The 22,040-nt window shown below is 59.9% G+C and carries 20 protein-coding genes; 15 read left to right on the top strand and 5 right to left on the bottom strand.

Going from position 1 to position 22,040, the window contains the following annotated elements; genetic code table 11:
- Positions 1 to 651 precede the first annotated feature (651 nt).
- The 7 genes from PIN31009_RS14905 to PIN31009_RS14875 all read left to right on the top strand — a co-directional run bounded on the left by PIN31009_RS14905 (position 652) and on the right by PIN31009_RS14875 (position 7,286).
- The gene (locus tag PIN31009_RS14905) at positions 652 to 1,479 is read left to right on the top strand and encodes an ABC transporter substrate-binding protein (RefSeq protein ID WP_150790742.1); all 828 of its coding nucleotides are present in this window, start codon (positions 652 to 654) and stop codon (positions 1,477 to 1,479) included.
- A gap of 37 nt (positions 1,480 to 1,516) precedes the next feature.
- Positions 1,517 to 2,215: an amino acid ABC transporter permease gene (locus PIN31009_RS14900; RefSeq protein WP_150790741.1), complete on the top strand. Its 699-nt coding sequence runs from the start codon at positions 1,517 to 1,519 to the stop codon at positions 2,213 to 2,215.
- Positions 2,216 to 2,218: 3 nt separating this feature from the next.
- Entirely contained in the window at positions 2,219 to 2,953 is a 735-nt protein-coding gene (locus PIN31009_RS14895) for an amino acid ABC transporter permease (RefSeq protein ID WP_087687138.1), read from the top strand.
- The gene (locus tag PIN31009_RS14890) at positions 2,931 to 3,659 is read left to right on the top strand and encodes an amino acid ABC transporter ATP-binding protein (RefSeq protein WP_150790908.1); all 729 of its coding nucleotides are present in this window, start codon (positions 2,931 to 2,933) and stop codon (positions 3,657 to 3,659) included. The genes PIN31009_RS14895 and PIN31009_RS14890 overlap by 23 nt, the downstream gene beginning before the upstream one ends.
- A gap of 108 nt (positions 3,660 to 3,767) precedes the next feature.
- The gene (locus tag PIN31009_RS14885) at positions 3,768 to 5,168 is read left to right on the top strand and encodes an amidase (protein ID WP_150790740.1); all 1,401 of its coding nucleotides are present in this window, start codon (positions 3,768 to 3,770) and stop codon (positions 5,166 to 5,168) included.
- Positions 5,169 to 5,215: 47 nt separating this feature from the next.
- Positions 5,216 to 6,541, top strand: a complete 1,326-nt coding sequence (locus PIN31009_RS14880) for an amidase family protein (protein WP_150790739.1) — start codon at positions 5,216 to 5,218, stop codon at positions 6,539 to 6,541.
- A 70-nt stretch (positions 6,542 to 6,611) separates the two neighbouring features.
- A complete protein-coding gene (locus PIN31009_RS14875; RefSeq protein ID WP_150790738.1) occupies positions 6,612 to 7,286 on the top strand; it encodes an HAD family hydrolase in 675 nt (224 codons plus the stop codon).
- A 20-nt stretch (positions 7,287 to 7,306) separates the two neighbouring features.
- On the opposite strand, the gene PIN31009_RS14870 is transcribed toward PIN31009_RS14875, so the two are convergent.
- Complete coding sequence (locus PIN31009_RS14870; RefSeq protein WP_174996086.1) at positions 7,307 to 8,203, bottom strand: LysR family transcriptional regulator; 897 nt, start codon at positions 8,201 to 8,203, stop codon at positions 7,307 to 7,309.
- Between the two features lie 210 nt (positions 8,204 to 8,413).
- On the opposite strand from PIN31009_RS14870, the gene PIN31009_RS14865 reads away from it, so the two are divergent.
- Genes PIN31009_RS14865 through PIN31009_RS14855 form a run of 3 tightly spaced genes read left to right on the top strand, consistent with a single transcriptional unit; the run spans position 8,414 to position 11,279 of the window.
- Positions 8,414 to 9,082, top strand: coding sequence for an RraA family protein (locus tag PIN31009_RS14865; protein ID WP_150790736.1), 669 nt, complete (start codon positions 8,414 to 8,416; stop codon positions 9,080 to 9,082).
- Between the two features lie 4 nt (positions 9,083 to 9,086).
- Complete coding sequence (locus tag PIN31009_RS14860; protein ID WP_150684401.1) at positions 9,087 to 10,046, top strand: D-2-hydroxyacid dehydrogenase; 960 nt, start codon at positions 9,087 to 9,089, stop codon at positions 10,044 to 10,046.
- 30 nt (positions 10,047 to 10,076) lie between these two features.
- A complete protein-coding gene (locus PIN31009_RS14855; protein WP_150790735.1) occupies positions 10,077 to 11,279 on the top strand; it encodes a pyridoxal phosphate-dependent aminotransferase in 1,203 nt (400 codons plus the stop codon).
- A gap of 141 nt (positions 11,280 to 11,420) precedes the next feature.
- On the opposite strand, the gene ppc is transcribed toward PIN31009_RS14855, so the two are convergent.
- From ppc to PIN31009_RS14835, 4 genes are all read right to left on the bottom strand, one after another.
- Positions 11,421 to 14,309: a phosphoenolpyruvate carboxylase gene (gene ppc, locus PIN31009_RS14850; protein ID WP_150790734.1), complete on the bottom strand. Its 2,889-nt coding sequence runs from the start codon at positions 14,307 to 14,309 to the stop codon at positions 11,421 to 11,423.
- A gap of 71 nt (positions 14,310 to 14,380) precedes the next feature.
- Positions 14,381 to 15,553: a sugar diacid recognition domain-containing protein gene (locus tag PIN31009_RS14845; protein ID WP_150790733.1), complete on the bottom strand. Its 1,173-nt coding sequence runs from the start codon at positions 15,551 to 15,553 to the stop codon at positions 14,381 to 14,383.
- Between the two features lie 19 nt (positions 15,554 to 15,572).
- Positions 15,573 to 16,736 carry a glycerate kinase gene (locus PIN31009_RS14840; protein ID WP_150790907.1) on the bottom strand — a complete coding sequence of 388 codons (1,164 nt, stop codon included), beginning with the start codon at positions 16,734 to 16,736 and terminating at the stop codon, positions 15,573 to 15,575.
- 97 nt (positions 16,737 to 16,833) lie between these two features.
- Complete coding sequence (locus tag PIN31009_RS14835) at positions 16,834 to 17,763, bottom strand: LysR family transcriptional regulator (RefSeq protein WP_150790732.1); 930 nt, start codon at positions 17,761 to 17,763, stop codon at positions 16,834 to 16,836.
- Positions 17,764 to 17,838: 75 nt separating this feature from the next.
- Between PIN31009_RS14835 and PIN31009_RS14830 the strand changes: the two genes are divergently transcribed.
- Genes PIN31009_RS14830 through PIN31009_RS14810 form a run of 5 tightly spaced genes read left to right on the top strand, consistent with a single transcriptional unit; the run spans position 17,839 to position 21,999 of the window.
- On the top strand, positions 17,839 to 18,738 hold the full coding sequence (locus PIN31009_RS14830; RefSeq protein ID WP_150790731.1) for a 5-oxoprolinase subunit B family protein: 900 nt from the start codon (positions 17,839 to 17,841) through the stop codon (positions 18,736 to 18,738).
- A complete protein-coding gene (locus PIN31009_RS14825) occupies positions 18,735 to 19,724 on the top strand; it encodes a 5-oxoprolinase subunit C family protein (protein ID WP_150684396.1) in 990 nt (329 codons plus the stop codon). Before PIN31009_RS14830 ends, PIN31009_RS14825 begins: the two co-directional genes overlap by 4 nt.
- A gap of 49 nt (positions 19,725 to 19,773) precedes the next feature.
- Positions 19,774 to 20,232 (top strand): acetyl-CoA carboxylase biotin carboxyl carrier protein, encoded by a 459-nt coding sequence (gene accB / locus PIN31009_RS14820; RefSeq protein WP_246185679.1) that lies wholly within the window; start codon positions 19,774 to 19,776, stop codon positions 20,230 to 20,232.
- Positions 20,225 to 21,589 (top strand): acetyl-CoA carboxylase biotin carboxylase subunit, encoded by a 1,365-nt coding sequence (gene accC, locus PIN31009_RS14815; protein ID WP_150790730.1) that lies wholly within the window; start codon positions 20,225 to 20,227, stop codon positions 21,587 to 21,589. Before accB ends, accC begins: the two co-directional genes overlap by 8 nt.
- Positions 21,586 to 21,999 (top strand): biotin/lipoyl-containing protein, encoded by a 414-nt coding sequence (locus tag PIN31009_RS14810; protein ID WP_150790729.1) that lies wholly within the window; start codon positions 21,586 to 21,588, stop codon positions 21,997 to 21,999. The genes accC and PIN31009_RS14810 overlap by 4 nt, the downstream gene beginning before the upstream one ends.
- Positions 22,000 to 22,040: the final 41 nt, after the last annotated feature.

Below are 22,040 nucleotides of genomic sequence, written 5' to 3'. Positions count from 1 at the left end.
CCACTTGAGTCGGGGTATCGCGATCAGATTTTCGAATGACCTCGCGTTCTAGCTTTCGACACACGGGGAGCTATCGGGGCGCAAGCGCTGGTAGGTCAAACGCGATGGGGCTGGCATGTTTGATCGGGTGATTTCGCTCGGAAATAGGGCAAGGGGTTCGAGTCCCCCGCCGGACTCGAATCTCCGCAAAATGCGGCCTATTACCCGCCCCCATCTACTCCCCAAAACTCCGCAACCATATTGATTCCAAAGCGAATACGTTTCCCCTTCCTCGCACCAACTCCCCGTTTTGGCATCGGTTTTGTAGGTCTCACTTCTCCCCTGAAATTCGCGCAAAAGACCGTCTGGTAAGGCCGGGCGGGGGCCTTGTGCGAATTCCGATTGTCTCCCCCATCCCGCGCTACCGACGCTTTCCAATGCCGACGCCTCGTCCGGCCTGAGCAACCATTCTCTCCAGATTGACCTGATAAGAAATTTCATAACAAATCACCACGCGCAGAAACATGCGTAAAAGCGATTTTGTTAGATAAAAAAATATCGTTTTTAGACATTTCATCTGCGTGAAACAATGCGCCATCGGTAATCGGCTTGCGCAGTATTCGCTCGACGCGCAGGGCCTGCCGTATCTATAAAAAACATGGAGATAGTCAGATGAAGCGACTCATTGCTTGCATTGGCGCGGCCGTATTGGGCGTGTCTTTTATCGGAACGAGCATCGCCCACGCGGACCAGCTTGCTGACATTAAGAAGCGCCGGACCTTGGTGTGCGGCATTGTCAGCAACAACCCCCCGTTTGGATTTCAAAACCCGGATTCGCGGGAAATCGTCGGATACGACGTCGATTTCTGCAAAGGCGTGGCAAAACAACTCGGTGTTGAACCAGAGCTGAAAGTGCTGTCGCTCGACGCACGTATTCCCGAGCTCACGCAAGGACGCATCGATATTCTGACGGCGTCACTCACCTACAACCCGCAGCGCGCACAACAAGTCGATTTTTCGCATATCTACTTCGTCAGCAACGAAGTGATCGCGACGTCGGCCAGCGGGCCATACCGCACAGTCAACGATTTGGCGGGGAAACGCATCAGCACGGTGAAGGGCTCCAGTGATATTCCCGCCGTTCAGCAATTGCTGCCGACGGCGCAACTGGTGAGCTACGACGACCCGCCGTCGGCTTTCATGGCACTGACGCAGCGCAAGGTCGATGGCTATGTCATGTCCGAGAGCATCATGCGCCGCTTTATCGAGCGGCTCGGCCCCAACGCGAAAACCATCGCGATCTTGTCGCCGCCGATCGCCCGCCAATACTGGGGCTTGGGGATGAAGAAGGGTGAGCCCACGCTAGTCGCCGCGGTCAACCAAGCACTCGGTGCAATGGAGTCGTCGGGGCAGTCGCAGCAGATCTTCGATAAGTGGCTTGGCGCCGCATCGTCGTACAAGATGAAACGCGACTTCACCGCCGCGCCAATTCAGGACTGACCCATCGAGTGGCGTCTCCCCGCTTAAGGAGTAGAACGTGTTGCATCACCTCGAATTCGGTGCAGTCTTCGCTGGGCCATTCGCTAATCTTTTGCTTTCCGCCGTGCTAACAACGTTCAAGTTGACGGTGGCGAGTTGGCTGCTTGCCATCGGGCTTGGAACGGTGCTGGCCGTGTTGCGTGCGTCGGGAGTTACCCCGCTGCGTAAAGCGGTTGAGGCTTTCGTTTCATACCATCAGAACATCCCCCTGCTAGCGCAGATTTTCCTTTGGTACTTCGGTGTGCCGACGCTGTTGCCCGATGCCGTTCAATCGTGGGTCAATGCGCACGATGGCGAGGTTATCTATGCGTCGATCGCCATCGGTCTATGCATGTCGGCGTTCTTTTCGGAGGACATTCGTAGTGGCCTGCGCTCGGTGCCTCACGGTCAATACGAGGCCTCCAGATCGCTGGGTTTGAGCTTCTTCGCCACGGTGCGTTTTGTGACGTTCCCACTCGCTTTCCGAAGTGCGCTTCCGTCGTTCGTGAATCACACGGTGATGATGTTTAAAGACACGAGTCTTGCGATGGCGGTTGGCGCGGCGGAGATGACTTACGTGGTGCGTCAGATCGAGAACGAGACGTTCAGGACGTTTGAGGCCTATGCCGTGGCAACGGCCTTCTATCTTGCCGTGTCGTTGGGGTTGATGGGGCTGGGTGCCATGGTCGCCAACCGCATCCAGATAAAGGCGAGGTAAGGCATGTCGGAAATTTTGAACGAATATGGATTGCTGCTTCTCGTCGGGCAATTTCCAAATGGGCCGCTTGGCGGACTCGCGCTCACCCTGATTCTTTCCGTCATGGGACTTGCGCTGTCTTTCCCGCTCAGTATCGCGATCGCGCTATGCCGAATGTCGCCCATCAGGCCTCTCTACGTCGCATCGACCGTATTGGTGTATGTGGTGCGTGGTGTTCCGTTGGTGATGTTCGTCTTCTGGGGATACTTCCTCGTTCCCATTCTGGTCGGACACAGCGTGACTGCCTTCACGGCAATGATTTGTACGCTGGTTGTTTATCAGTCCGCCTACTTGTCGGAAGTGATTCGCGCGGGAATCGAAGCGTTGCCGAAAGGGCAGGTGGAAGCGTCGCGCGCGCTGGGGCTGGGGTACTGGAGAACCCACCTCTGGGTGATTCTGCCGCAAGCGCTATACAACATGGTGCCGAGCATCATCAGTCAGTTGGTGTCGCTGATCAAGGAAACCTCGATTGGCTATGTGATTAGCGTGCAGGAACTGACCTTCGAGGCAAATCAGGTGAATAACGCCCTTCTGACAAAGCCGTTCGAGGTGTTTGCGATCCTCGTCACCCTCTATTTTGTTGTCTGTTTCGTGCTCACGAAGTGCGCAAACTATCTGGAAAGCCATGTAACGCGTAAGCGGTCGCCGAAGGCGGTAGTGCAAAGGAGCATTGAAAGTGATTCGATTTTCGAAGGTTAACAAGTGGTATGGCGAGTACCACGCACTGGCTGACGTAAGCGCGGAAGTCCGGGAAGGAGAAGTCGTCGTCGTTTGTGGTCCCTCGGGTTCGGGCAAGTCCACGTTGATCCGCACGGTCAACCGGCTCGAGGAAATCCAGTCGGGCACGATCCACGTCAACAATCAGGACATTCACGCGAAGGACCTGAGTATTAATGAATTCCGCAGCGGCGTTGGCTTTGTGTTTCAGTCGTTCAACCTGTTTCCGCATCTTTCGGTAGTCGAAAACGTGTGCCTTGCACCCGTCCGGATCGCGAAGAAACCCGCTGCACAAGCGAAGGAGCAGGCGATGGCGTTGCTCGCTCGCGTGGGGCTTGCCAACAAAGCGACTGCCTATCCGCATCAATTGTCCGGTGGTCAACAACAACGTGTGGCCATCGCGCGGGCGCTTGCGATGGAACCGCCGATCATGTTGTTCGACGAGCCGACCAGCGCACTCGATCCCGAAATGGTGGGGGAGGTGTTGAGCGTCATGCGCTCACTGGCGCGCGACGGCATGACGATGGTCTGTGTGACGCACGAAATGGGCTTTGCCCGTGAAGTGAGCGACCGTGTGTGGTTCATGGATCGCGGTGTCATCCTCGAAGAAAACTCCCCCGCGGAGTTCTTCCGCGCGCCGCAGCATGCGCGGGCAAAAGCTTTCCTGTCCGATATCAGGGCAAGTTAGCCGAGGTAACGGCGCAGGGCCGGTGGACCTGCGTCGGAAAACAATTGAAATCGATCTTTCGCCGGATCATGCTTGGCAGTCATCTCTTCAATCGAGTAATCGCATCAAATGACGGGTAACCCACTTCGCTTGCTGAGTGCTACGGAAGCTCAGAAACGGATCGCCAGAAAGGAACTGAGCGCGCTTGAATACGTAGCGGCCTTGCTGGAAGCCATCGCCGCAGAAAACGACACGCTGAACGCCTTTATCGAAATCTATCGTGAGGAGGCGCTCGCCGCCGCCCATCAGGCAGACGTGCTCATGGCGCGTGGTGAAGTCACCGGTCCGCTTCACGGGTTGCCGTTTGCGGTGAAGGATCTGATGGACGTCGAGGGCAAACGGACCACGGCGCAGTCGCACGTATTGCGCGATCCCGTGGCAAAGCGAGATGCCGACGTGGTCCGGCAACTGCGCGCGGCGGGTGCCATCCTGATAGGAAAGTTGAGCCTGGAGGAGTTCGGCATCGGCTCGCCGTCGGACACGTTGCCATGGTCACCGGCGCGCAATCCGTGGGACATCGAGCGCATACCCGGAGGCTCATCGAGCGGGTGCGGCGTCGCGCTGGCCGCGTGTCAGGTGCCACTCGCGATCGGCTCCGATACGGCAGGCTCTGTCAGAAATCCGGCGGCCATGTGCGGCGTCATCGGTCTCAAGCCAACGTATGAGCTGCTCAGCCGGCGCGGGGTATTCCCGCTCGCACCGTCGCTGGACCACGTGGGGCTGATGACCCGGACTGCCGAGGACTGCGCGCTTTTGCTCGGTGCGCTCAAGCACCCGTCACGCAAGGCCATCGTCAACGGCGCACCGGAAGGCGAACCGTTGCTCGGTCTGAAAGTGGGGCTGCTCTCCCACTTTTATCGCCGGGACATCGTCGCCGACGACGAGACACAGATCGCCATCGGTGCCGCCGCCGATGAGATCGCTCGGCTGGGCGCTCGGCTAGACGACGTCGATGCCGGCGATCTTGAGTCGTTCCGGCGGTGCGGCTCGACGCTGCTGCGCGTCGAAGCCTATGCGGTCCATCGTGAGCTTCTTGCCCGATCCCCGGAGCGTTACGGCGAACGCTGCCGCGATACGCTCTTGGGCGGCGCGTTGATCTCTGCGCAGGAATACGTCGATGCCAAGCGACAGCAGCTTGATCTCACTGACCGGATCGACCGGCTGCTGGAGACGTCGGAGGTCTTGCTCACCGGCGTTTCTGCGCACACCGCCGCGCGTTTCGACGACGAGGATGCTGTCAATCGACCGGCCAACCAAATGCGTGTGCCGTTCAACGTCTCGGGACATCCGGCGCTGGCGTTCTGTGTCGGGTTTTCGTCCAGTGGTCTGCCAATCGGTGCGCAGCTGATCGGGCGACGCTTCGAAGAAGAAAAACTACTCGCAGTGGCGGCGGCATATCAACGCGTGACCGCCTGGCATTTGCGACATCCGTCCCTACCGTTGGGCGGCCGTGATGGCGCCTCGCAGTAGCGTCATGGCATGACACAAAACCTTCGTTCGCAATTCGGGAAAATGCAATGAGCGGCACAAACACGCGGGCTCGTTTCAGTGCGCTCGTCGATTCGGCGCTGGATGCTGCGACGAGGCATGGCGCAGCGTTTACGCAAATCTATCGCGAGGCGACCATCGCGCAGGCGGCTGCCATGGATGCGCGTTGCGCATCGGGTGGCACCGAATGGCCGCCGACGTTGGCCGGACTACCCGTGACGATCAAGGACAACATGGACGTGGCCGGCGAGCCCACGGCGGCGGGGTCTCCAGCCGTGATGGCAACGGCGTCTCCCGCTGCGACGGATGCGGTCGCGGTGGGGCGCTTGCGCGCGGCCGGCGCCATCATCGTTGGCAAAACGGCGATGTCGGAACTTGCCTTGTCGTCGGTCGGGCTCATCGAGGGCACGCAGCGGCTTCCCAATCCGCTCGATCCCGACCGTGTGCCCGGCGGGTCCTCATGCGGGGCGGCGGTGTCGGTGGCCGTCGGCGCGGCCTGTGCGGCGCTCGGAACCGACACCGGTGGGTCGGTACAACTGCCCGCAGCACTCTGCGGACTCGTCGGCTTTAAACCCACCGCGTCGCAGATTTCTCGTGAGGGGGTTCTCCCGCTCTCGCAATATCTCGACTCGGTAGGCGTGATGGCAAAGTCCGTCAGACGATGTCGAATGGTCTACGAGGCGGTCGCGCAGAACGCGTCCATGTGCCCGCCAAATGCGCAGCCTCGCCCGGTCAAAGGGCTTAGGTTTGCCGTGCCGAAAAACTACGTCTTAGCCGACCTCGACCCTGCGGTAGCCGCTGCCTTCGACAAGACGCTGAGTGTCTTGTCGGCGCACGGCGCGATTTTGCAGGATATCGAGCTGCCTGCGCTTGACCGGATTCCCGATGTGTATGAAGGCGGGGGGTTCTCGATGGCCGAGATATACGCGTGGTTGCGGTCTCGTGGATCACTGAGGCGGTCGCTGATTTCGCCGCGTGCTTTCTCGCGAATCGAGCAGGGCGGTGTGCTTTCCGCCGCGGACATGATCGACAGGCTCTCGCTGCGGGGGGCGCTTGTCGACAGCGCCGACCGGGGCACGCGCGATTGGGATGCGCTGCTGATGCCCACATGTCCAATACTGCCGCCACTCATCAGCGCGGTCGCCAATGACGAAGGTTACCGCCGCTACAACATGCTTCTGATGCGCAATTCACGGGTGGCCAACGTCCTCGATCGTTGTGCCATCACGCTGCCCGCCGATCGCCGTGACAGGTTGCCCGTCGGCGTCACGTTGATGGGCCCCCGCGGGTATGATGAGGCGCTGCTAACGATCGCAGAAGCGGTCGAGGGCATGCTTCCCGGACGAGGCATGTAGCGTCCATCGTCTTCATTCGGCCGGTGGGTGGTCTCTCTGAACGGTTCCCTCGGTTGCGCCGGACGCGTGTATGCCATCTTCCCCAAAGCCTTTATCTAAAGCCATTCTCTGGGACAACGACGGTGTCTTATCGGACACCGAGCGTCTGTTTTATGAAGCCAATCGCGATGTCCTCGCCGAGCACGGTGTGGATTTGACGCGCGAGCGCTATATCGACTGGTTTCTGGTTTCCAATCTCGGGGCATGGCATGTGCTTAGCGAGAAGGGGTATCCGGCGGCTGAGTTAGCGAGGCTTCGCGTCGAGCGTAACCGCCGCTACAGCATTGCGCTGTCCACCGCCAATGGCCTCACGCGGCCCGGCCTCGTACCGTTGCTCACGCGCATGAAAGGGCGGGCGCGCATGGCCATCGTTACGGCATCGTTCCGTGACCATCTGGCGTTGGCGCACGGGCAAGCCGCCTTTTTCGAACACTTCGAGGCGATATTTACGCGCGAGACGTCGGGCCAGCCGAAGCCGGCGCCCGACTGCTATCTGAAGGCGCTGGACGCGCTGCAAATGACGAGCGACAGGTGCGTCGTGGTCGAAGACTCCCCGCGAGGCTTAGCGGCCGCCCGCGCTGCGGGTCTGAAGTGCATCGTCATCAGAAGCGAGCTCCTGCACGATTTTCCCTTCGTCGGCGCTGCCCCTGTCGTTGACAACCTGACCGAGCTGGAGCGCGCGTTGGACGCGTTTCTCGCGGCGTAGCCGACTAAAGAATCAACGCATCAAAGCATCAGCAGAGATTCGCCGTAGTCGACGACTTCCAATGCGACTTCTCTGAGGGTGGAGGTGACAGCGCGGGAGTCGTCCCCCCGCCAGTAGAAGCGGTAATCGACCGGCTGAAGGGGTGTTTTTGTCGGCACGACCACGAGCGTGCCGCGCCGAAGCATCGGGCGTAACCAGCCGCTAGGCAGATATCCGATGCCTATCCCCGCTGAGACCAGACCGGCCATCGTCGCCATGCTGTTCGACTCGATAATCTCGCAGACGGTCGCGCCGGATTCCTTTCTCCATGCATCGAAAATGAGCGTGGAGCCGGCTTGCTGCGACATGGTAATGACCGGCATGTCGGCGACCATATCTTCTGCGGTCTGACCCGGGCGAATCGTTTCTCGTCCCGCGACCCACACATACTCGGCCTTCGCCAGCAGCACGGAATCCAGTGCGGGGCTGGTCGATGGCCGGGCAACGATGGCCGCATCGAGCTTCCCGCTCAGCAACTTGGCCTCGAGCTCCAGCCCCAATCCCACATAGGGCTCGAGCTTCAATTGCGGGTGCCGTTCCTTCAGCGTCGAGACCAACTTCGGCATCCACGAGGAGGCCGTGATTTCACCGACACCGAGTCGAAAACGGCCACGAATGGTGCCTGACGCGCCGATAGACGCCGCAACCTCTTCCGCGTGGCTGAGCAGCGCACGGGCTTTGGGCAGCAGTGTCCGCCCATCGGCGGTGAGAGACGCCCGCCGTGCATCCCGATTGAACAACGTTTGCCCGATGCCAGTCTCCAGCTCGACCAGCCGCTTGGAGAGCGAGGATTGAGAAATATGCAGCTTGTCGGCTGCAATCGCGAAGCTTTCACAGGTGGCTGCCCAGTAGAAGGCCTCCAGCTGTTTGAGGGTCATTCTATTCATCGAATTCAGTGAACATAAATTAGCGATTAATTTCGCTTTTTCTACATTTTCGCATGTCCTAGAGTGACAACAAACCACAAAAGGAGACCGCATCGAAATCACGCAGTCAGCAGGCTGCGCGGCGCGGTTCTCCCCGGTTCGACCATGCGGTCTTAGTGCATTAACTGGCACGTTTGTTTATCTATCTTAGGAAAGCACAAAATGATTGGTCTTCAGATTCTGGAGCGTAAGCGTCAAATTTCCCCGTCCTTGGTTGAAGGCTTTCGCTCGGTTCCCGTGGCGAACATCAGCGACTGCATGTGGCGCATGAGCGCCGGCGGCGCCGGCCTGCGCCCGTATCACGACGGCACTGCACTGGCCGGTCCGGCATTCACCGTGAAAGTTCGCCCGGGTGACAACCTGATGATTCACAAGGCGCTGCATCTCGCCAAGCCGGGCGACGTCATCGTGGTGGACGGTGGCGGCGAACTCTCTAACGCGTTGATTGGCGAATTGATGGTCACGACCGCGATCAAGCGCGGTATCGCCGGCTTCGTGATCAATGGCGCCATTCGCGATGTCGATGCCATCAAAGCCGGGCGTTTCCCGGTCTACGCCGCCGGCGTCACTCACCGTGGCCCGTATAAAGACGGCCCGGGCGAAATCAACGTGCCGATTTCTCTGAATGGCATGGTGGTGAATTCCGGCGATTTGATTCTGGGCGATGCCGACGGCCTGCTGAGTATTCCGGTGGAAGCCGCCGAAGAAATTCTGGAGGCGGCGCGTAAGAAGTCGGCGCTGGAGAAGGTGACCTTTAAAGAAATCGATGACGGTACGCTCGACATCACTTGGATCGACGCAGCGCTCGCGCGTCTGGGCTACAAGGGCTAACCGCATGAAGATTGTGTTTTTGGACCGCGGTACGCTGTCCCCGCAGACGATCTTCCGAGCTCCGGCGTTTCCGCACGAACTGATCACCTACGATCAGACCGGGCCGGAGCAAGTTGCGTCGCGTATTGCCGATGCCGACATCGTGGTGCTGAACAAGGTGAAGCTGCCCCGGGAAGTCGTCGCCGGCGCCAAGAAGCTCCGCATGGTGGCCATCGCCGCCACGGGCTACGACAACGTGGATGTTGCCGCCTGTAAGGAGCACGACATCGTCGTCAGCAACATCCGAAACTACGCCGTCAATACGGTTCCCGAGCATACCTTCGCGCTGATTTTTGCTCTGCGGCGTAGCATCTGTGCGTATCAGGATGCTGTGCGCGCCGGTCGCTGGCAGGCGTCAGGTCAGTTCTGCTTCTTCGATTTCCCCATCAAGGACCTGGCGGGCTCGACGCTCGGCGTCATCGGTGACGGCGTGCTCGGGCAGGCAGTGGCGAACTTGGGCCGCGCGCTGGGGATGCGGGTTATCTACGCTGGCTACAAGGGCTTTTCGAATCAAGGCTCGCTGTATGTGCCGTTCGAGAAGGCGTTGGCGGAAGCCGACATTCTGACCTTGCACTGCCCGTTGACGGCAGAGACCCGCCACATGATCGGTGCGCCGGAATTCGCGCTGATGAAGCGTCGTCCGCTGTTGATCAACACGGCGAGAGGCGGCTTGGTCGATGAGGCTGCCGTGGGGCCGGCACTGGATGCCGGTCAGATTTCGGGCGCGGGCTTCGACGTCGTCATGGCCGAGCCGCCACCGCAAGACCATCCGTTCATGGCGCTTGTAAACCGTAGCAACTTCATCCTGACGCCCCACGTTGCCTGGGCGAGCGATGAAGCCGTTCAGGGCTTGACGGACCAACTGGTCGACAACATCGAAGCGTTCGTCCGGGGCGAGCCGAGGAACGTTGTCGGGCAGGGCTAATCAATATTCACCAGAAATTCCTTTTCCATCATGGCATTCATCTCAGACTCTCTGTCTCGTATCAAGCCTTCTGCCACCATTGCGATTTCCGATAAAGCCCGTGATTTGGCAGCGCAGGGCCGAAATGTCATTGCCCTGAGCGCGGGTCAGCCGGACTTCGACACGCCGGACAACATCAAACAGGCGGCCTACGACGCGATTCGCCGCGGCGAAACCAAGTACACGGCCGTTCTGGGTATCACCGAGCTTCGCGAGGCGATCGTTGCCAAGTTCAATCGTGAAAACAATCTGGACTACAAAGTTTCGCAAACGATCGTTTCCAGCGGCGGCAAACAGGTCATTGCCAATGCACTGATGGCGACTGTCAATCCGGGGGATGAGGTCATCATCCCGGCGCCTTACTGGGTCTCCTACCCGGAACTGGTGTCGTTGTGCGGTGGCACGCCTGTGTTTGTGGCAGCGTCTCTCGAAAGCAATTTCAAGTTGCGACCGGAAGATCTGGAGAAGGCCATTACGCCGCGCACGAAATGGCTGCTGTTCAACTCGCCTTCCAACCCGAGTGGTGCGGCCTACACCGAGGACGAGTTGAAGGCGCTCATGGAAGTTGTGAAGCGTCATCCGCACGTTTGGGTTCTGACCGACGACATCTACGAGCATCTGGTCTACGACGGCTTCAAGTACACGACACCGGCGCAAGTCGCCCCCGAGCTATACGAGCGCACGCTCACGATGAACGGGGTGTCCAAAGCCTACGCCATGACAGGATGGCGGATCGGCTATGCCGCCGGCCCGATTGCGCTCATCAAGGCCATGGAGAAAATTCAGGGGCAGACCACCTCCGGTGCGTCGTCGGTGTCGCAGTGGGCGGCCGTCGAGGCGTTGAATGGTCCGCAAGACTACATTCACCACAGCCGGGAGGTCTTTCAGGCGCGTCGCAATATGGTCGTGTCGATGCTGAATGACGCCGAGGGGCTGGACTGCCCGACACCTGACGGTGCGTTCTACGTTTTCCCTTCGCTTGCCCGGCTGGTTGGCAAGCGCACCGAAAGCGGTAAGCGCATCGAGAACGACGAGGACTTCGTCTCCGAGTTGCTCCAGTCCGAGGGGGTGGCGCTGGTGCACGGCACGGCATTCGGTCTGGGACCGAGCTTCCGGCTTTCGTATGCCGACGACACCGAACGCCTGCGCGATGCTTGCACCCGCGTTCAACGTTTTTGCGCGAGCCTGCGCTAATCCACTGTCAGTTCGTCGTTATGTGAGCAGGGCGGGCTTAGGCACCTCTGCTCACCAATAGCAAAAAGGGCCGCGACATGATTATGTCGCGGCCCTTTTTTTGTCCCGCAGAGCAACCCCGGGACTTATCCGCTCATCCGCTTATCCACTATTACGCAAGCCAGCAGCGACCCCGTTAATGGTGAGGTGTATGCCGCGTTGCACACGTTCCTCCGACGTTTCTCCCGCAGCTATGGCAGTCCGATGGCGTTTGAGCAGCTCGACCTGAAGGTGATTCAGCGGGTCCAGATAGGCAAAACGGTTCTTGATCGACCGCGCAAGCGCGGGGTTGGCCGCGAGCCTTTCCACGTTGCCCGTGATGGCCGCCAGCATTTCGCAGGTCCGCTCGTGTTCGTCGGAGAAACGCGCAAAGATCGCGTTGCGGAGTTCTTGCTCCGGCACCAAACCGGCATAGCGCGATGCGACGGCGAGGTCGGTCTTTGCCAACACCATGTCCATATTGGATAGCAGGGCGCCGAAGAAGGGCCAGTCCTTGCTCATCGAGCGCAACGTCTCCAGACGCGCCTGCTTATCCGTGGCGTCTGTCGAATCCTCGAGCCATGCCGAGACGGCGCTTCCGAAGCCATACCAGCCGGGGAGTAGCAGGCGGCACTGCCCCCACGAGAATCCCCACGGAATGGCGCGCAGGTCTTCGATACGACGTGACGCTTTTCGCGAAGCGGGCCGGGAGCCGATATTCAGCTGCGCGATTTCGGCGATCGGGGTCGAAGCGAAGAAATAGTCGGTAAATCCCGGGGTTTCGTAGACAAGGTCCCGGTAGGTGCGATAGGCCCGCTGCGAGAGCTCATCCATTACGGCTTCGTAGCGTGCGACGGCTTGTGCTTTGGGGCTGTCCTGAAGTGCCGGCATCAGGCTGGCTTCCAGCGTGGCCGATACCAACAGCGCCAGATTCCGGCGGCCAATGTCCGGGTTGGAGAATTTGGACGCGATGATTTCCCCTTGCTCCGTCACGCGAATCTGACCGTTCACAGTGCCCGAAGGCTGGGCAAGGATGGCCTGATAGCTGGGGCCGCCGCCACGGCCCACGGTGCCGCCGCGACCGTGGAAGAGGCGAAGCGTCACGCCGACCTCATTGAACAAGACAACCAGTTCGTTTTCGGCCTTATACAGTTCCCAATTCGATGTCAGGAAGCCACCGTCCTTGTTCGAGTCGGAGTAGCCCAGCATCACCTCTTGCAGCTTGCCTTGCTTTTCGATGAGCGGCGCCACCTGCGCAAGCGTCAGCCACTGGCGCATGATCGTTGCTGCGCATCGAAGGTCCGGAATGGTCTCGAACAGTGGAATGACCATCAGCTCAAGTTCCTGCAACCGATGGCCATCGGTGTGAAGCAAACCGGTTTCTTTCTGAAGCAGAAGGACTTCCAAGAGGTCCGACAGCGTCTCCGTATGCGAGATGATGTAGTTGCGGATGGCGCGCTTGCCATAGCGCTGGCGAATGTCCCGGGCCGCATGCAGGACGCCCAGCTCCGAATGGGTTTCTTCCGTGTATTCCACGAAAGGCGAGAACAACAGCCGCGGCTTGGCCAATTCCGCGAGCAGCAGATCGATCTTGTCGACTTCGCTCAGACTGGCATAGTCGTTCTCGACCTCGGCCTTGGATAACAGCTCGCCCAGAACCCGCTCGTGAACGTCCGAGCTCTGGCGCATATCCAGCGTCGCCAAGTGAAAACCAAAAATCTCGGATGCGCGTTTCAGCGCAGCAAGACGCGGTTTAACCAGTGCGGCGCCGTGATTGGCATGCAGCGACGCCGCCAGAATGTTCAGGTCGCAGCTGAAGGCTTCCGAGGTGTCGTACGGCGCCGCCACACCGACTTCCTGACGAAGAATGTCGTGGGCACCGAGCAAGCGTGCCGTGGCGGCCAATCGCGCGTAGATGCCGATCAATGCACGGCGATAGGGCTCATCGGCGCGGTGCTCGGAGCGGTCCGGCGATTGCGCCGCCAGCGCCAGCAGGTCAGGACTTGCGTCGACCATCAGGCTGGAAATGGGCAACTCGGCACCCAACGCATGGATTTCCTCGAGGTAATACTCGAAGAGGGTGGCCGACTGACGCGCCAGCGCATGTCGCATGGTGCCGGCGTTGACGTTCGGATTGCCGTCCCGGTCCCCACCAATCCAGCTACCCATCTGCAAATACGAAGCGGGGTCCGTCGCAAGATTCTGCGCTTCGCCGCCGGACGGAAACTGCATTTCGATTTCGGCCGCGACGTCGTCGTAGAGGGCGGGCAGCTCGCTCAGGAAGGTAATGCGATAGTACGAAAGCGCATTTTCAATTTCGTCCGCGACCGTCAGCTTCGTGAAACGAAGCATACGTGTCTGCCAGAGCGTTGCAATGCGAGCGCGCAGGCGCTCGGTGTTGCGGCGAAGTTCGCCGGGCGTCATCGGCATGTCGCGCACGGCGACCAAGCGGGCGATTTCGCGCTCGGCATCCAGAATGCTCTTGCGCTGCACTTCCGTGGGGTGTGCGGTCAGCACGGGGGAAATCAGCGATGCTTGCAAGAATTTCCGGACTTGTGCGCCCGATACGCCGGCCTCGTCGAGGCGCGACAACGCGTGTGCCACGCTGCCCGGCTGGGCATCGGGATTCTCGAGGAGGTGAGCGCGGCGCTGGCGGTTGTGATGCTGGTCCTCGGCGATATTGGCCAGATGAGAGAAATACGAAAAGGCTCTCACGACGGCGTTTGTCTGCTCGCGGGTCAACTGCTTGAGTAGCTTGTCGAGCGCGTCGCCGGCGATTGGGTCCGACTCCCGACGGAATCGCACGGCCGTCTGGCGGATGGTTTCGACGACGTCGAAGACCTGCTGACCTTCTTGTTCGAGGACGACCTCGCCCAGCAACCTGCCCAGAAGCCGAATATCTTCCTTGAGCGGTTCGTCGTTCTCACTGGAGCGAATGGTCTTTGGGTCGGACGCGACGGCCTCGGGCGCGCAGGCGCGGACGTTAGGTTTGCTGGAGGTGGAGTTTGCCATGAGAGTAAAAGCCCGGAGGTTGGTTGGTGAGAGCGCTGCCCCAACAGCGCTTTGATGCCGTGATGGACGATCTAGAGGCAATCGAGCTGCAAGGCGATGTACAGCAGGATGTCGTCTTCCGTGCCGGAAAGGGTCAGGCCGCTCAGTTCCTCGATGCGCCGCAGACGCTTGTCGAGCGTATTCCTGTGGATACCCAGTTCCGCAGCGGTTTCGTTGTTCTGGCGCGCGTTGCGATACCAGACTTTCAGCGTTTCCAGCAGTTCGCCGCCCGCTCGGTCGCGCGCTTTGAGCTGCTCGAGCGGTCTGAGAAGCTCCTTGGCCTGCCACGTGTCCGCCCACGACGACAACGCGGAAAACAGCCGGTGGTCGTAAAACGAGAAACACCGTTCGCGTGCATCGGTTGCGCGTGCCGTGCCTGCCTTAAGCGTCGCCCGTGCGCTCTTCCACGAATGATTGAACGCTGAGATGCCTGTGAGCCCAACGCCGATCGCGACTTTGAATGGCAGTTTGCAGGCCGAGTCGAGGAGGGTTGCAATAGCGGAGAGTCTCGCTTTGGCGAGTTCCGCAACATGACGTGGGTCGACTGCCGCGGCACTTGTGCTGTCCAGAATGACGAGCTCTCGCTGTGAAACCCGCGCCGACAGACAGTGCGGTAAGCGTTGGTTCAATATCGATTGCGCGTTGGCTGCGGCTTCGATCACGTCGTTCAGCGGCGCTTGCGGCGTCGCGAATTCGCAGACGATGACAAACCAGAATGCCGTCGGATCGACGCCGAACCGATTCGCTGCGTTCTCCAGTTCCGTCGAGGAGAACGTCTGTTGAGCGTTGATGAGTTGAAGCACCAGATCCTCGCGGTGCCGGTGGTTTCGACGGAGTTCGACGGTTAGCGTTTCCCGCTCGAGAATCATCTGTGCAAGCACCTGCATCAGCTTGCCGTACTGGCGAACCTCGTCAGGGTCTCCTGTCAGCCCAATGGCGCCCCAGACCTCGCCATTCACGAGAAGCGGCATATTGACGCCGGGTTTCACTTTTGGTGTGCGCGCGGCCATCGCCGAGTCGACTTCCCAATCGCAGCCGTTGCTCAGGGCAATTTGCGCCCCGCGGTGCAGCGAGCCGATGCGACTCAAGTCGGAGCTCGCAAGAATGGAGCCGGTTTCATCCATCACGTTGACGTCGAACGGCAGCACACGTGCGGCCTCGGCAACAATTTGCTCTGCGAGTCGGCTATCGATTCGACGTCTCATGAAGGGCTCGGCTTATGGCTCAGGTCAACGTCTGGCCAATGCGTATTGCCGCCGCGATATTCCGGGCGCTGGCTTGCAGGTTTTGATGGGCGTGGCGCAATGCGTTCTCGATGGTGCAGGGCGCGCGCACCGCGCCGAATACCGCATGGATGCCGGCGCCGTACAGCAGTTCATCGTCGCTGCCTGACTCGCCGATTTCGCCGATTGAGCCGCCCAGCGCGATAACCGGCACGCCCTTTTGACGGGCGATGCGTGCTACGGCGGCGGGGGCTTTGCCACGAACGGTCTGACTGTCGACGCGGCCCTCGCCGGTAATGACCAGTGACGCACCATCGATGGCGTCGTCCAAACGAGAGGCCTCAGCGATGATGTCGGCCCCGGCCCGCAGACGTGCGCCCAATACGGCGTTCAGTGTTGCGCCAATGCCGCCGGCGGCGCCGCCACCGGGGATTGCGGCTAGCCCGGGCGGCACGCCAAGGTCCCGTTCGAGCACCTCGGCAAAGTGGTTGAGCGCGTCGTCCAGCACTGAGACATGGTCAGATGTCGCCCCTTTTTGGGGGCCGAAGATGGCCGATGCGCCGGTCTCGCCGCAAAGCGGGTTGTCCACGTCGCATGCCAGTTCGATAACGCACTCGCGCAGGCGCTTATCCAATCGGGAAACATCGACGCGCGTGACGGTGCGCAGACTTGCACCGCCCGGCGCGATGTCATGGCCGTTTTCATCGAGGAAACGGGCGCCCAGCGCACAGAGAATGCCTTGGCCGGCATCGTTGGTCGCACTGCCGCCCAGTCCGATGACAAAGCGGCGTAAGCCGGCATCGAGCGCGGCCAGCATCAGTTCGCCCGTCCCTCGGCTGGAGGCGGTCAGCGGATTGCGTTCGGCGGGCGTCAAGCACGCCAAGCCGCTGGCTGCCGCAACTTCGATCAGGGCAACGCCGTCCGGCGTGACACCGTACTGCGCATCGACCGGACGGCCCAGCGGATCGGACGCGCGTTCGAGCCGGTATTCGCCGCCCAGTGCCCGGACCAGCGCGGCAACGGTGCCTTCTCCTCCATCCGCGATCGGCACCAAGACAAACTCTGCATGAGGAAAGATTGCCGAGAAACCGGTGCGAATGGCGTGGGCGGCTTCGGTGGCGCTAAGGCTTTCCTTGAAGGAATCGGGTGCAATGACGACTTTCACGGCTTGAGCTTTCACTTGAAGAATGCGATTTCGATGGAAAGCAAGAATAGTCGCGCACCGCTATCCGGCCTATGGGCAAATGCACACCTTTCTCGCGTTAGCTGCGGACTTTCTGTGTAGTGAGCTGCCCTTGGAAGGCATTCGAGAAGTCGCAGCACTCCTGCACAAGCCGCAATACCGAGGAAATGAAACTGCTTTTACGTTCTGCCCGATATAGCGCGACGTAGGTGACGTCGGGCAGCTTGGGCGTCGTTTCAACAATCTCGAGTACGCCGTTATCGATGAGCGAGCTGAACGGGAGATAAGGCAGGTAACTGATACCCATGCCGGCGGCGGTCAGGCCGACGAGTGCCACCATGCTCGTGCAACTCATGGAACGGTTCGGGAACTGGGAGTGAGAGCGAATCCAGCGGTCGTAAATAATCCCTGTCCCCGATTTGCTGCCCTGCGTCAGGATGGTGTACGGCGACAGCTCGTGGATGCGAAGCGGCCGCTTGTGATCGGTCACCAGCCCCGGTTTGGCAACCCAGACGTTTTTCACGCTGGCGAGCGGCATGGCCATCGTGCCGTGATCGGCGAACGCATCGGGGACGATGATGGTATCCATCTCGTCGTTGAGCAGCTTCTCCATCAAGTGCGTGCTGTCGTCGACCTCGGGTTCGATCACCACACGTGGGTAATGCTGGTTGATCGACTGCACCAATTTCGGAAGCCACGTCATCGCCGTGAGCTCGGTGACCCCGATGCGAAGCCGCCGCTCGATGACTTCGGGCTTGCTGAATTGCTCCACGGCGTCGTCTCGCTGCTCCAGCAGACGCCGCGCAATCATCATCATCTCTTCGCCTTTTTCATTGAGGCGAGCCTGTCGAAGCTCCCGGTCGAACAGCGGCGTGTCGAAGGTCTCTTCCAATTCCTGAATGCGTTTGGAGATTGCCGACTGCGTGGTGTTTAACCTGCGAGCGGCTTGTGAGAAGCCGCCAAGCGTACCAATCCAATAAAGCGCTTCAAGCTGTTTGAACGAGAACATCCGTCGTCCTTGATTGCCGTTTCGAAGTTACGGGAATGGGGCGCAGAGCCGCTTGGCGCACCGTCTGAATGAAGCATGTTTGTGCCGAAGATACGCGAAAAAGCGTCAACGAAATATTCGAATTTTAGATATATACGGATCGTTAAATATCGCTTTTTTTGTGATTTTCGGCGACCTATGATTCGCGGATCGCCAGCAGAAAGAAGGGATGCCAAGGCATCCGGTGAATCGAAATTGGAAGCTATGACGTTACCTCAAAGCACTACAGGAGCAATGGCGAGACCGTTATGGACAAGTCGTCTGGATAACGGCGCTGTGCCGGTTTCGATGGCAGGGGCGGGTGGCTTACTGCTGAACCCGTCGAATGGAACGTTCGACCTCGTCATTCAGGAGCGCCTTTTAGACCTCGCGACGACACTTCGCGGCAAGGCGCATGCCGACGCCGGTGTTCGTCAAGTCATTCTCGGCGTGAACAACCTCTTGTTGAAGTTTGATCCGCTGACACTGCATCCGAAGGCGGCGTGCGACATGTTGCTCGCGCTTTGGGAACAGGCTTCGCCCAGAGGGGTGAAGGGGAAAACGGTCGAGTTTCAGGTGGATTACGGCGGCGCGCTGGGACCCGACCTGATACCGGTAGCAGAGCAATTGGGAATGAGCGTTGCCGACGTGGTGCGATTGCATAGCGAAGCCAACTATATCGTCGCGGCCATCGGGTCGATGCCCGGCTATGCCTACATGGTCGGGCTTCCGCCTGAGCTGACCCTGAAGCGCCGCGACGTTCCGCGCGTCAGCCTCCCGAAGGGATCCGTGGTTATCGCCGGCGTTCAGGCGTCCGTCTTCCCAATGGCGGGACCGTGCGGCTGGCACGCGCTCGGCCATACCGCGGCGACGTTGTTCGACCCGCATTCGAATCATCCTTGTCTGCTCGCGCCCGGCGACGTTGTGCGCTTTAACGTTGGAAAGGTGAATGCATGATCGAGGTCATGAGTAACGGCGCGTTGAATCTCGTCGTCGATAAGGGCCGTGAGGCCGCCGTGCCACTCGGCGTCAGCGTCGGTGGCGCGATGGATACGCTGGCGTTGGGTATTGCGAATCTGATGGTTGGTAACGCAGAGGACTGCGCGGGCATCGAAGTCGCCATCTATCCCTTCAAGCTCAAGTTCGAACAGGATCGTCTGGTCGCTGTAACGGGGGCTTTCACCAAAGCGTTGGTGGGGAACAAACGCCTTCCGCCGTATTGGAGCCAGTGGGTCCGCGCCGGCGAAGTGCTGACGATCGAGCCGCCCCAGTTCGGCGCCAGAAGTTATGTGGCTGTCGCAGGGGGGATCGACACGCCGCAGGTGCTGGGCTCACGGTCGACGGATATCCGCGCTGGCTTCGGTGGCGTCGACGGGCGAGGGCTCAAGCGGGGCGACAAGCTGGCGATCGGCGATGCTCAGGTGAGCGCGCGCCGCAAGCCGCAGCGTGCCGGTGGCTTTGGCGTTGCTCCCCGCGTGATTACCGATTACTTCGCGAGTCTGTCGAGCAACGTCATTGAGTTGCGTTGCGTGCCGGCGGCCGAGGTTGAGTTATTTCAGGCATCCGCGCTGGATATTTTCACCAGCACTGAGTATGCGATTCAGCCGGAATCAAACCGTATGGGTTATCGGCTGCGCGGCCAAAGCCTCGAGTTGAAAGCGCCGGTGGAACTACTGTCCTACGGCGTTGTGCCCGGCACCGTTCAGGTGCCGCCATCGGGGCAGCCGATTATCCAGTTGGCAGACGGCAATACCTGCGGTGGATATCCAAAAATCGCCAATGTCATCGAGTCGGATCTGTGGCGTTTGGCGCAGGCCCGGGCGGGCGTTTGCCTGCGCTTCAAATTCTTGGCGTTGGACGATGCCGTGGCGGCGCTCTCGGAGCAAAGCCGGGTCATGAATCAACTGAAGAACAGTATTGAACTGATCTCGGTGCGCGTCTGAGGCGTCGTTCCACGATTGAGCGGCACCCGACTGAATCAAGGGAAATAACGTGTCCGAAACCAGCATGTCACGGCGGTTGGAAGAAGTTCAGAAGCTTGCTGAGGTCTTTAGCAAAACGCATCTGGTCGAAATGGAAATAGAGGCGGCGGACTTTTCGCTGAGGCTGAAGAAGAACGCGTTGGGTGCCGGGGCGACAGTCGCAGCCCCCACAGCAGCCGCCCCCGCAGCCGCCATCGTTCCTGCGGCCACCGACGCGTCGACAAGAACTGTAAAGAGCGGGATGAGCGGGACTTTCTTCCGGGCGTCGGCGCCGGGAGACGCGCCCTTCGTCAAGACCGGCGACGAGGTCGACGTTGGCCAGAAGCTCTGCCTGATCGAGGCGATGAAGATGCTCAACGAGGTCGACTGCGATTGGGCCGGCACCGTCAAAGAAATTCTTGCAGAAGACGGTGGTGTCGTCAGCGTTGGCACGCCGCTATTCGTCATCGAGGTGAACGGCAATGTTTGACACTGTGCTCATCGCGAATCGCGGCGAGATTGCGTTGCGCATTCAGCGGGCCGCCAAGCACCTCGGACTCAAGACCGTTGCGGTCTTTTCAGAGGCCGACAAGACGTTGCCGCACGTGACGATGGCTGACGAGGCGATTTGCATCGGCCCGGCCGCTGCGCAAGCGAGCTATCTGAATCCCAACGAGATTCTGATGGCAGCCAAGCTCACCGGCGCGCAGGCAATCCATCCCGGATATGGCTTTCTGGCCGAGAACGCGGATTTTGCCGAAAGCATTGAGAAAAACGGACTGACGTTCATTGGTCCGACGTCCAGCGCCATTCGCTGCATGGGCGATAAGGTGCGCGCTAAGCAGGCCATGTTGAAGGCCGGCGTCCCGTGTGTTCCCGGTTCTGAGGGCGAGTTGCCTGACGCTGCGGCCGAGATCATCGGCATCGGTGCGCAGGTGGGATACCCGCTCATCGTCAAGGCGGCGGGGGGCGGTGGCGGCAAAGGAATGCGGGTCGTGACGACTGAAGCCGATCTGGTCGAGTCGGTTGCCTTAACCAAACAAGAGGCGCAACGGTCGTTCAATAACGCCGCGGTCTACATGGAGCGCTTTCTGCAACACCCGCGTCACGTCGAAATTCAGGTGCTGGCGGATAACTACGGCAACGCGATTTGGCTGGGTGCACGAGACTGTTCTTTGCAGCGACGCCATCAAAAAGTACTGGAGGAATCGCCTGCACCGAAGATTCACGAGCGTGCGATTGCCGCCATTGGTGAGCGCTGCGTCGAGGCCTGCCGTCAGATCGGCTATCGCGGTGCGGGCACGTTTGAATTTCTCTACGAAGATGGGGCGTTCTTCTTCATCGAGATGAACACCCGCGTTCAGGTCGAGCATCCGGTCACTGAGATGGTCACCGGGGTGGATATCGTGGCGGAGCAAATCCGGATTGCGATGGGCTTCCCGTTGTCGATCGACCAGAAGGATGTGGTCTTTGCAGGCCATGCCATCGAATGCCGGATCAACGCCGAGAACTCATGGAACTTCATCCCTTCGCCGGGCACCGTGACAGCGTGGCTGCCGCCCGGCGGCCCCGGTATTCGCGTCGATTCGCACTTGTTCTCCGGCTACACAGTCCCGCCGAACTACGACTCTCTGGTTGCGAAGCTGATTGCTTATGGAAAAGACCGCGAGCAAGCCATTTCCCGTATGCGTCTGGCCTTGGATGAGATGGTGATTGACGGCATCGAAACGAACATTGGCCTTCACAAAGAAGTCTTGGCGCTGGGGGATGTGGTCGACGGCGGTTTCAATATTCACTTCCTTGAGAAGTGGTTGGGAAGCCGCGCCAAGCGAGGAGGGCAGCAATGAACGTTGATTTCGCCGTCGAATTAATGCGCTGGTTCTCGACTTCCAATCAGAGTGAACTCGATTACAAGGACCAGAGCATTCGTCTCGTACTGAAGAAAGACGCCGCGCCAGTCGTGAGCGTTGAGGCAGCCCCGGCACTAACACCGGACGGCGCAGCGCAGATGCCGGGCTTTACGGCGCAGGCGACGGGGCGCTTCGTGCACAAGCATCCCTTGGATAGCAACCCATCGGCGGTGGCGGGGCGTCAGGTCGAGACCGGGGAAATCATCGGCTTTCTGCAAATCGGTGAGGTCCTGAGCGCGGTTGAAGCACCGTTTGCCGGGCAAATTTCAGAAATCAAAAAACCGGATGGCGCGTTGACCGGATTTGGCGATGTGTTGATGTCCGTCGTCGTCAACAGGCCCCTGTAATTCCTGATGACCGGCGGCAGGCAGTAGACAGGCAATAAGGG

This window comes from Pandoraea iniqua, assembly GCF_902459685.1.
Classification (GTDB): Bacteria; Pseudomonadota; Gammaproteobacteria; order Burkholderiales; family Burkholderiaceae; genus Pandoraea; species Pandoraea iniqua.
The sequence above is the reverse complement of the archived record's forward strand: the minus strand, read 5'-3'. Positions and strand labels throughout refer to the sequence as shown.

Coding starts and splice junctions, on each gene's coding strand:
- ppc (WP_150790734.1), bottom strand. CDS start 14,309: ATGGCAAACTCCACCTCCAGCAAACCTAACGTCCGCGCCTGCGCGCCC.
- PIN31009_RS14870 (WP_174996086.1), bottom strand. CDS start 8,203: ATGACCCTCAAACAGCTGGAGGCCTTCTACTGGGCAGCCACCTGTGAA.
- PIN31009_RS14845 (WP_150790733.1), bottom strand. CDS start 15,553: ATGAGACGTCGAATCGATAGCCGACTCGCAGAGCAAATTGTTGCCGAG.
- accC (WP_150790730.1), top strand. CDS start 20,225: ATGTTTGACACTGTGCTCATCGCGAATCGCGGCGAGATTGCGTTGCGC.
- PIN31009_RS14905 (WP_150790742.1), top strand. CDS start 652: ATGAAGCGACTCATTGCTTGCATTGGCGCGGCCGTATTGGGCGTGTCT.
- PIN31009_RS14855 (WP_150790735.1), top strand. CDS start 10,077: ATGGCATTCATCTCAGACTCTCTGTCTCGTATCAAGCCTTCTGCCACC.
- PIN31009_RS14825 (WP_150684396.1), top strand. CDS start 18,735: ATGATCGAGGTCATGAGTAACGGCGCGTTGAATCTCGTCGTCGATAAG.
- PIN31009_RS14810 (WP_150790729.1), top strand. CDS start 21,586: ATGAACGTTGATTTCGCCGTCGAATTAATGCGCTGGTTCTCGACTTCC.
- PIN31009_RS14865 (WP_150790736.1), top strand. CDS start 8,414: ATGATTGGTCTTCAGATTCTGGAGCGTAAGCGTCAAATTTCCCCGTCC.
- PIN31009_RS14830 (WP_150790731.1), top strand. CDS start 17,839: ATGTTTGTGCCGAAGATACGCGAAAAAGCGTCAACGAAATATTCGAAT.
- PIN31009_RS14885 (WP_150790740.1), top strand. CDS start 3,768: ATGACGGGTAACCCACTTCGCTTGCTGAGTGCTACGGAAGCTCAGAAA.
- PIN31009_RS14875 (WP_150790738.1), top strand. CDS start 6,612: ATGCCATCTTCCCCAAAGCCTTTATCTAAAGCCATTCTCTGGGACAAC.
- PIN31009_RS14895 (WP_087687138.1), top strand. CDS start 2,219: ATGTCGGAAATTTTGAACGAATATGGATTGCTGCTTCTCGTCGGGCAA.
- PIN31009_RS14880 (WP_150790739.1), top strand. CDS start 5,216: ATGAGCGGCACAAACACGCGGGCTCGTTTCAGTGCGCTCGTCGATTCG.
- PIN31009_RS14860 (WP_150684401.1), top strand. CDS start 9,087: ATGAAGATTGTGTTTTTGGACCGCGGTACGCTGTCCCCGCAGACGATC.
- PIN31009_RS14835 (WP_150790732.1), bottom strand. CDS start 17,763: ATGTTCTCGTTCAAACAGCTTGAAGCGCTTTATTGGATTGGTACGCTT.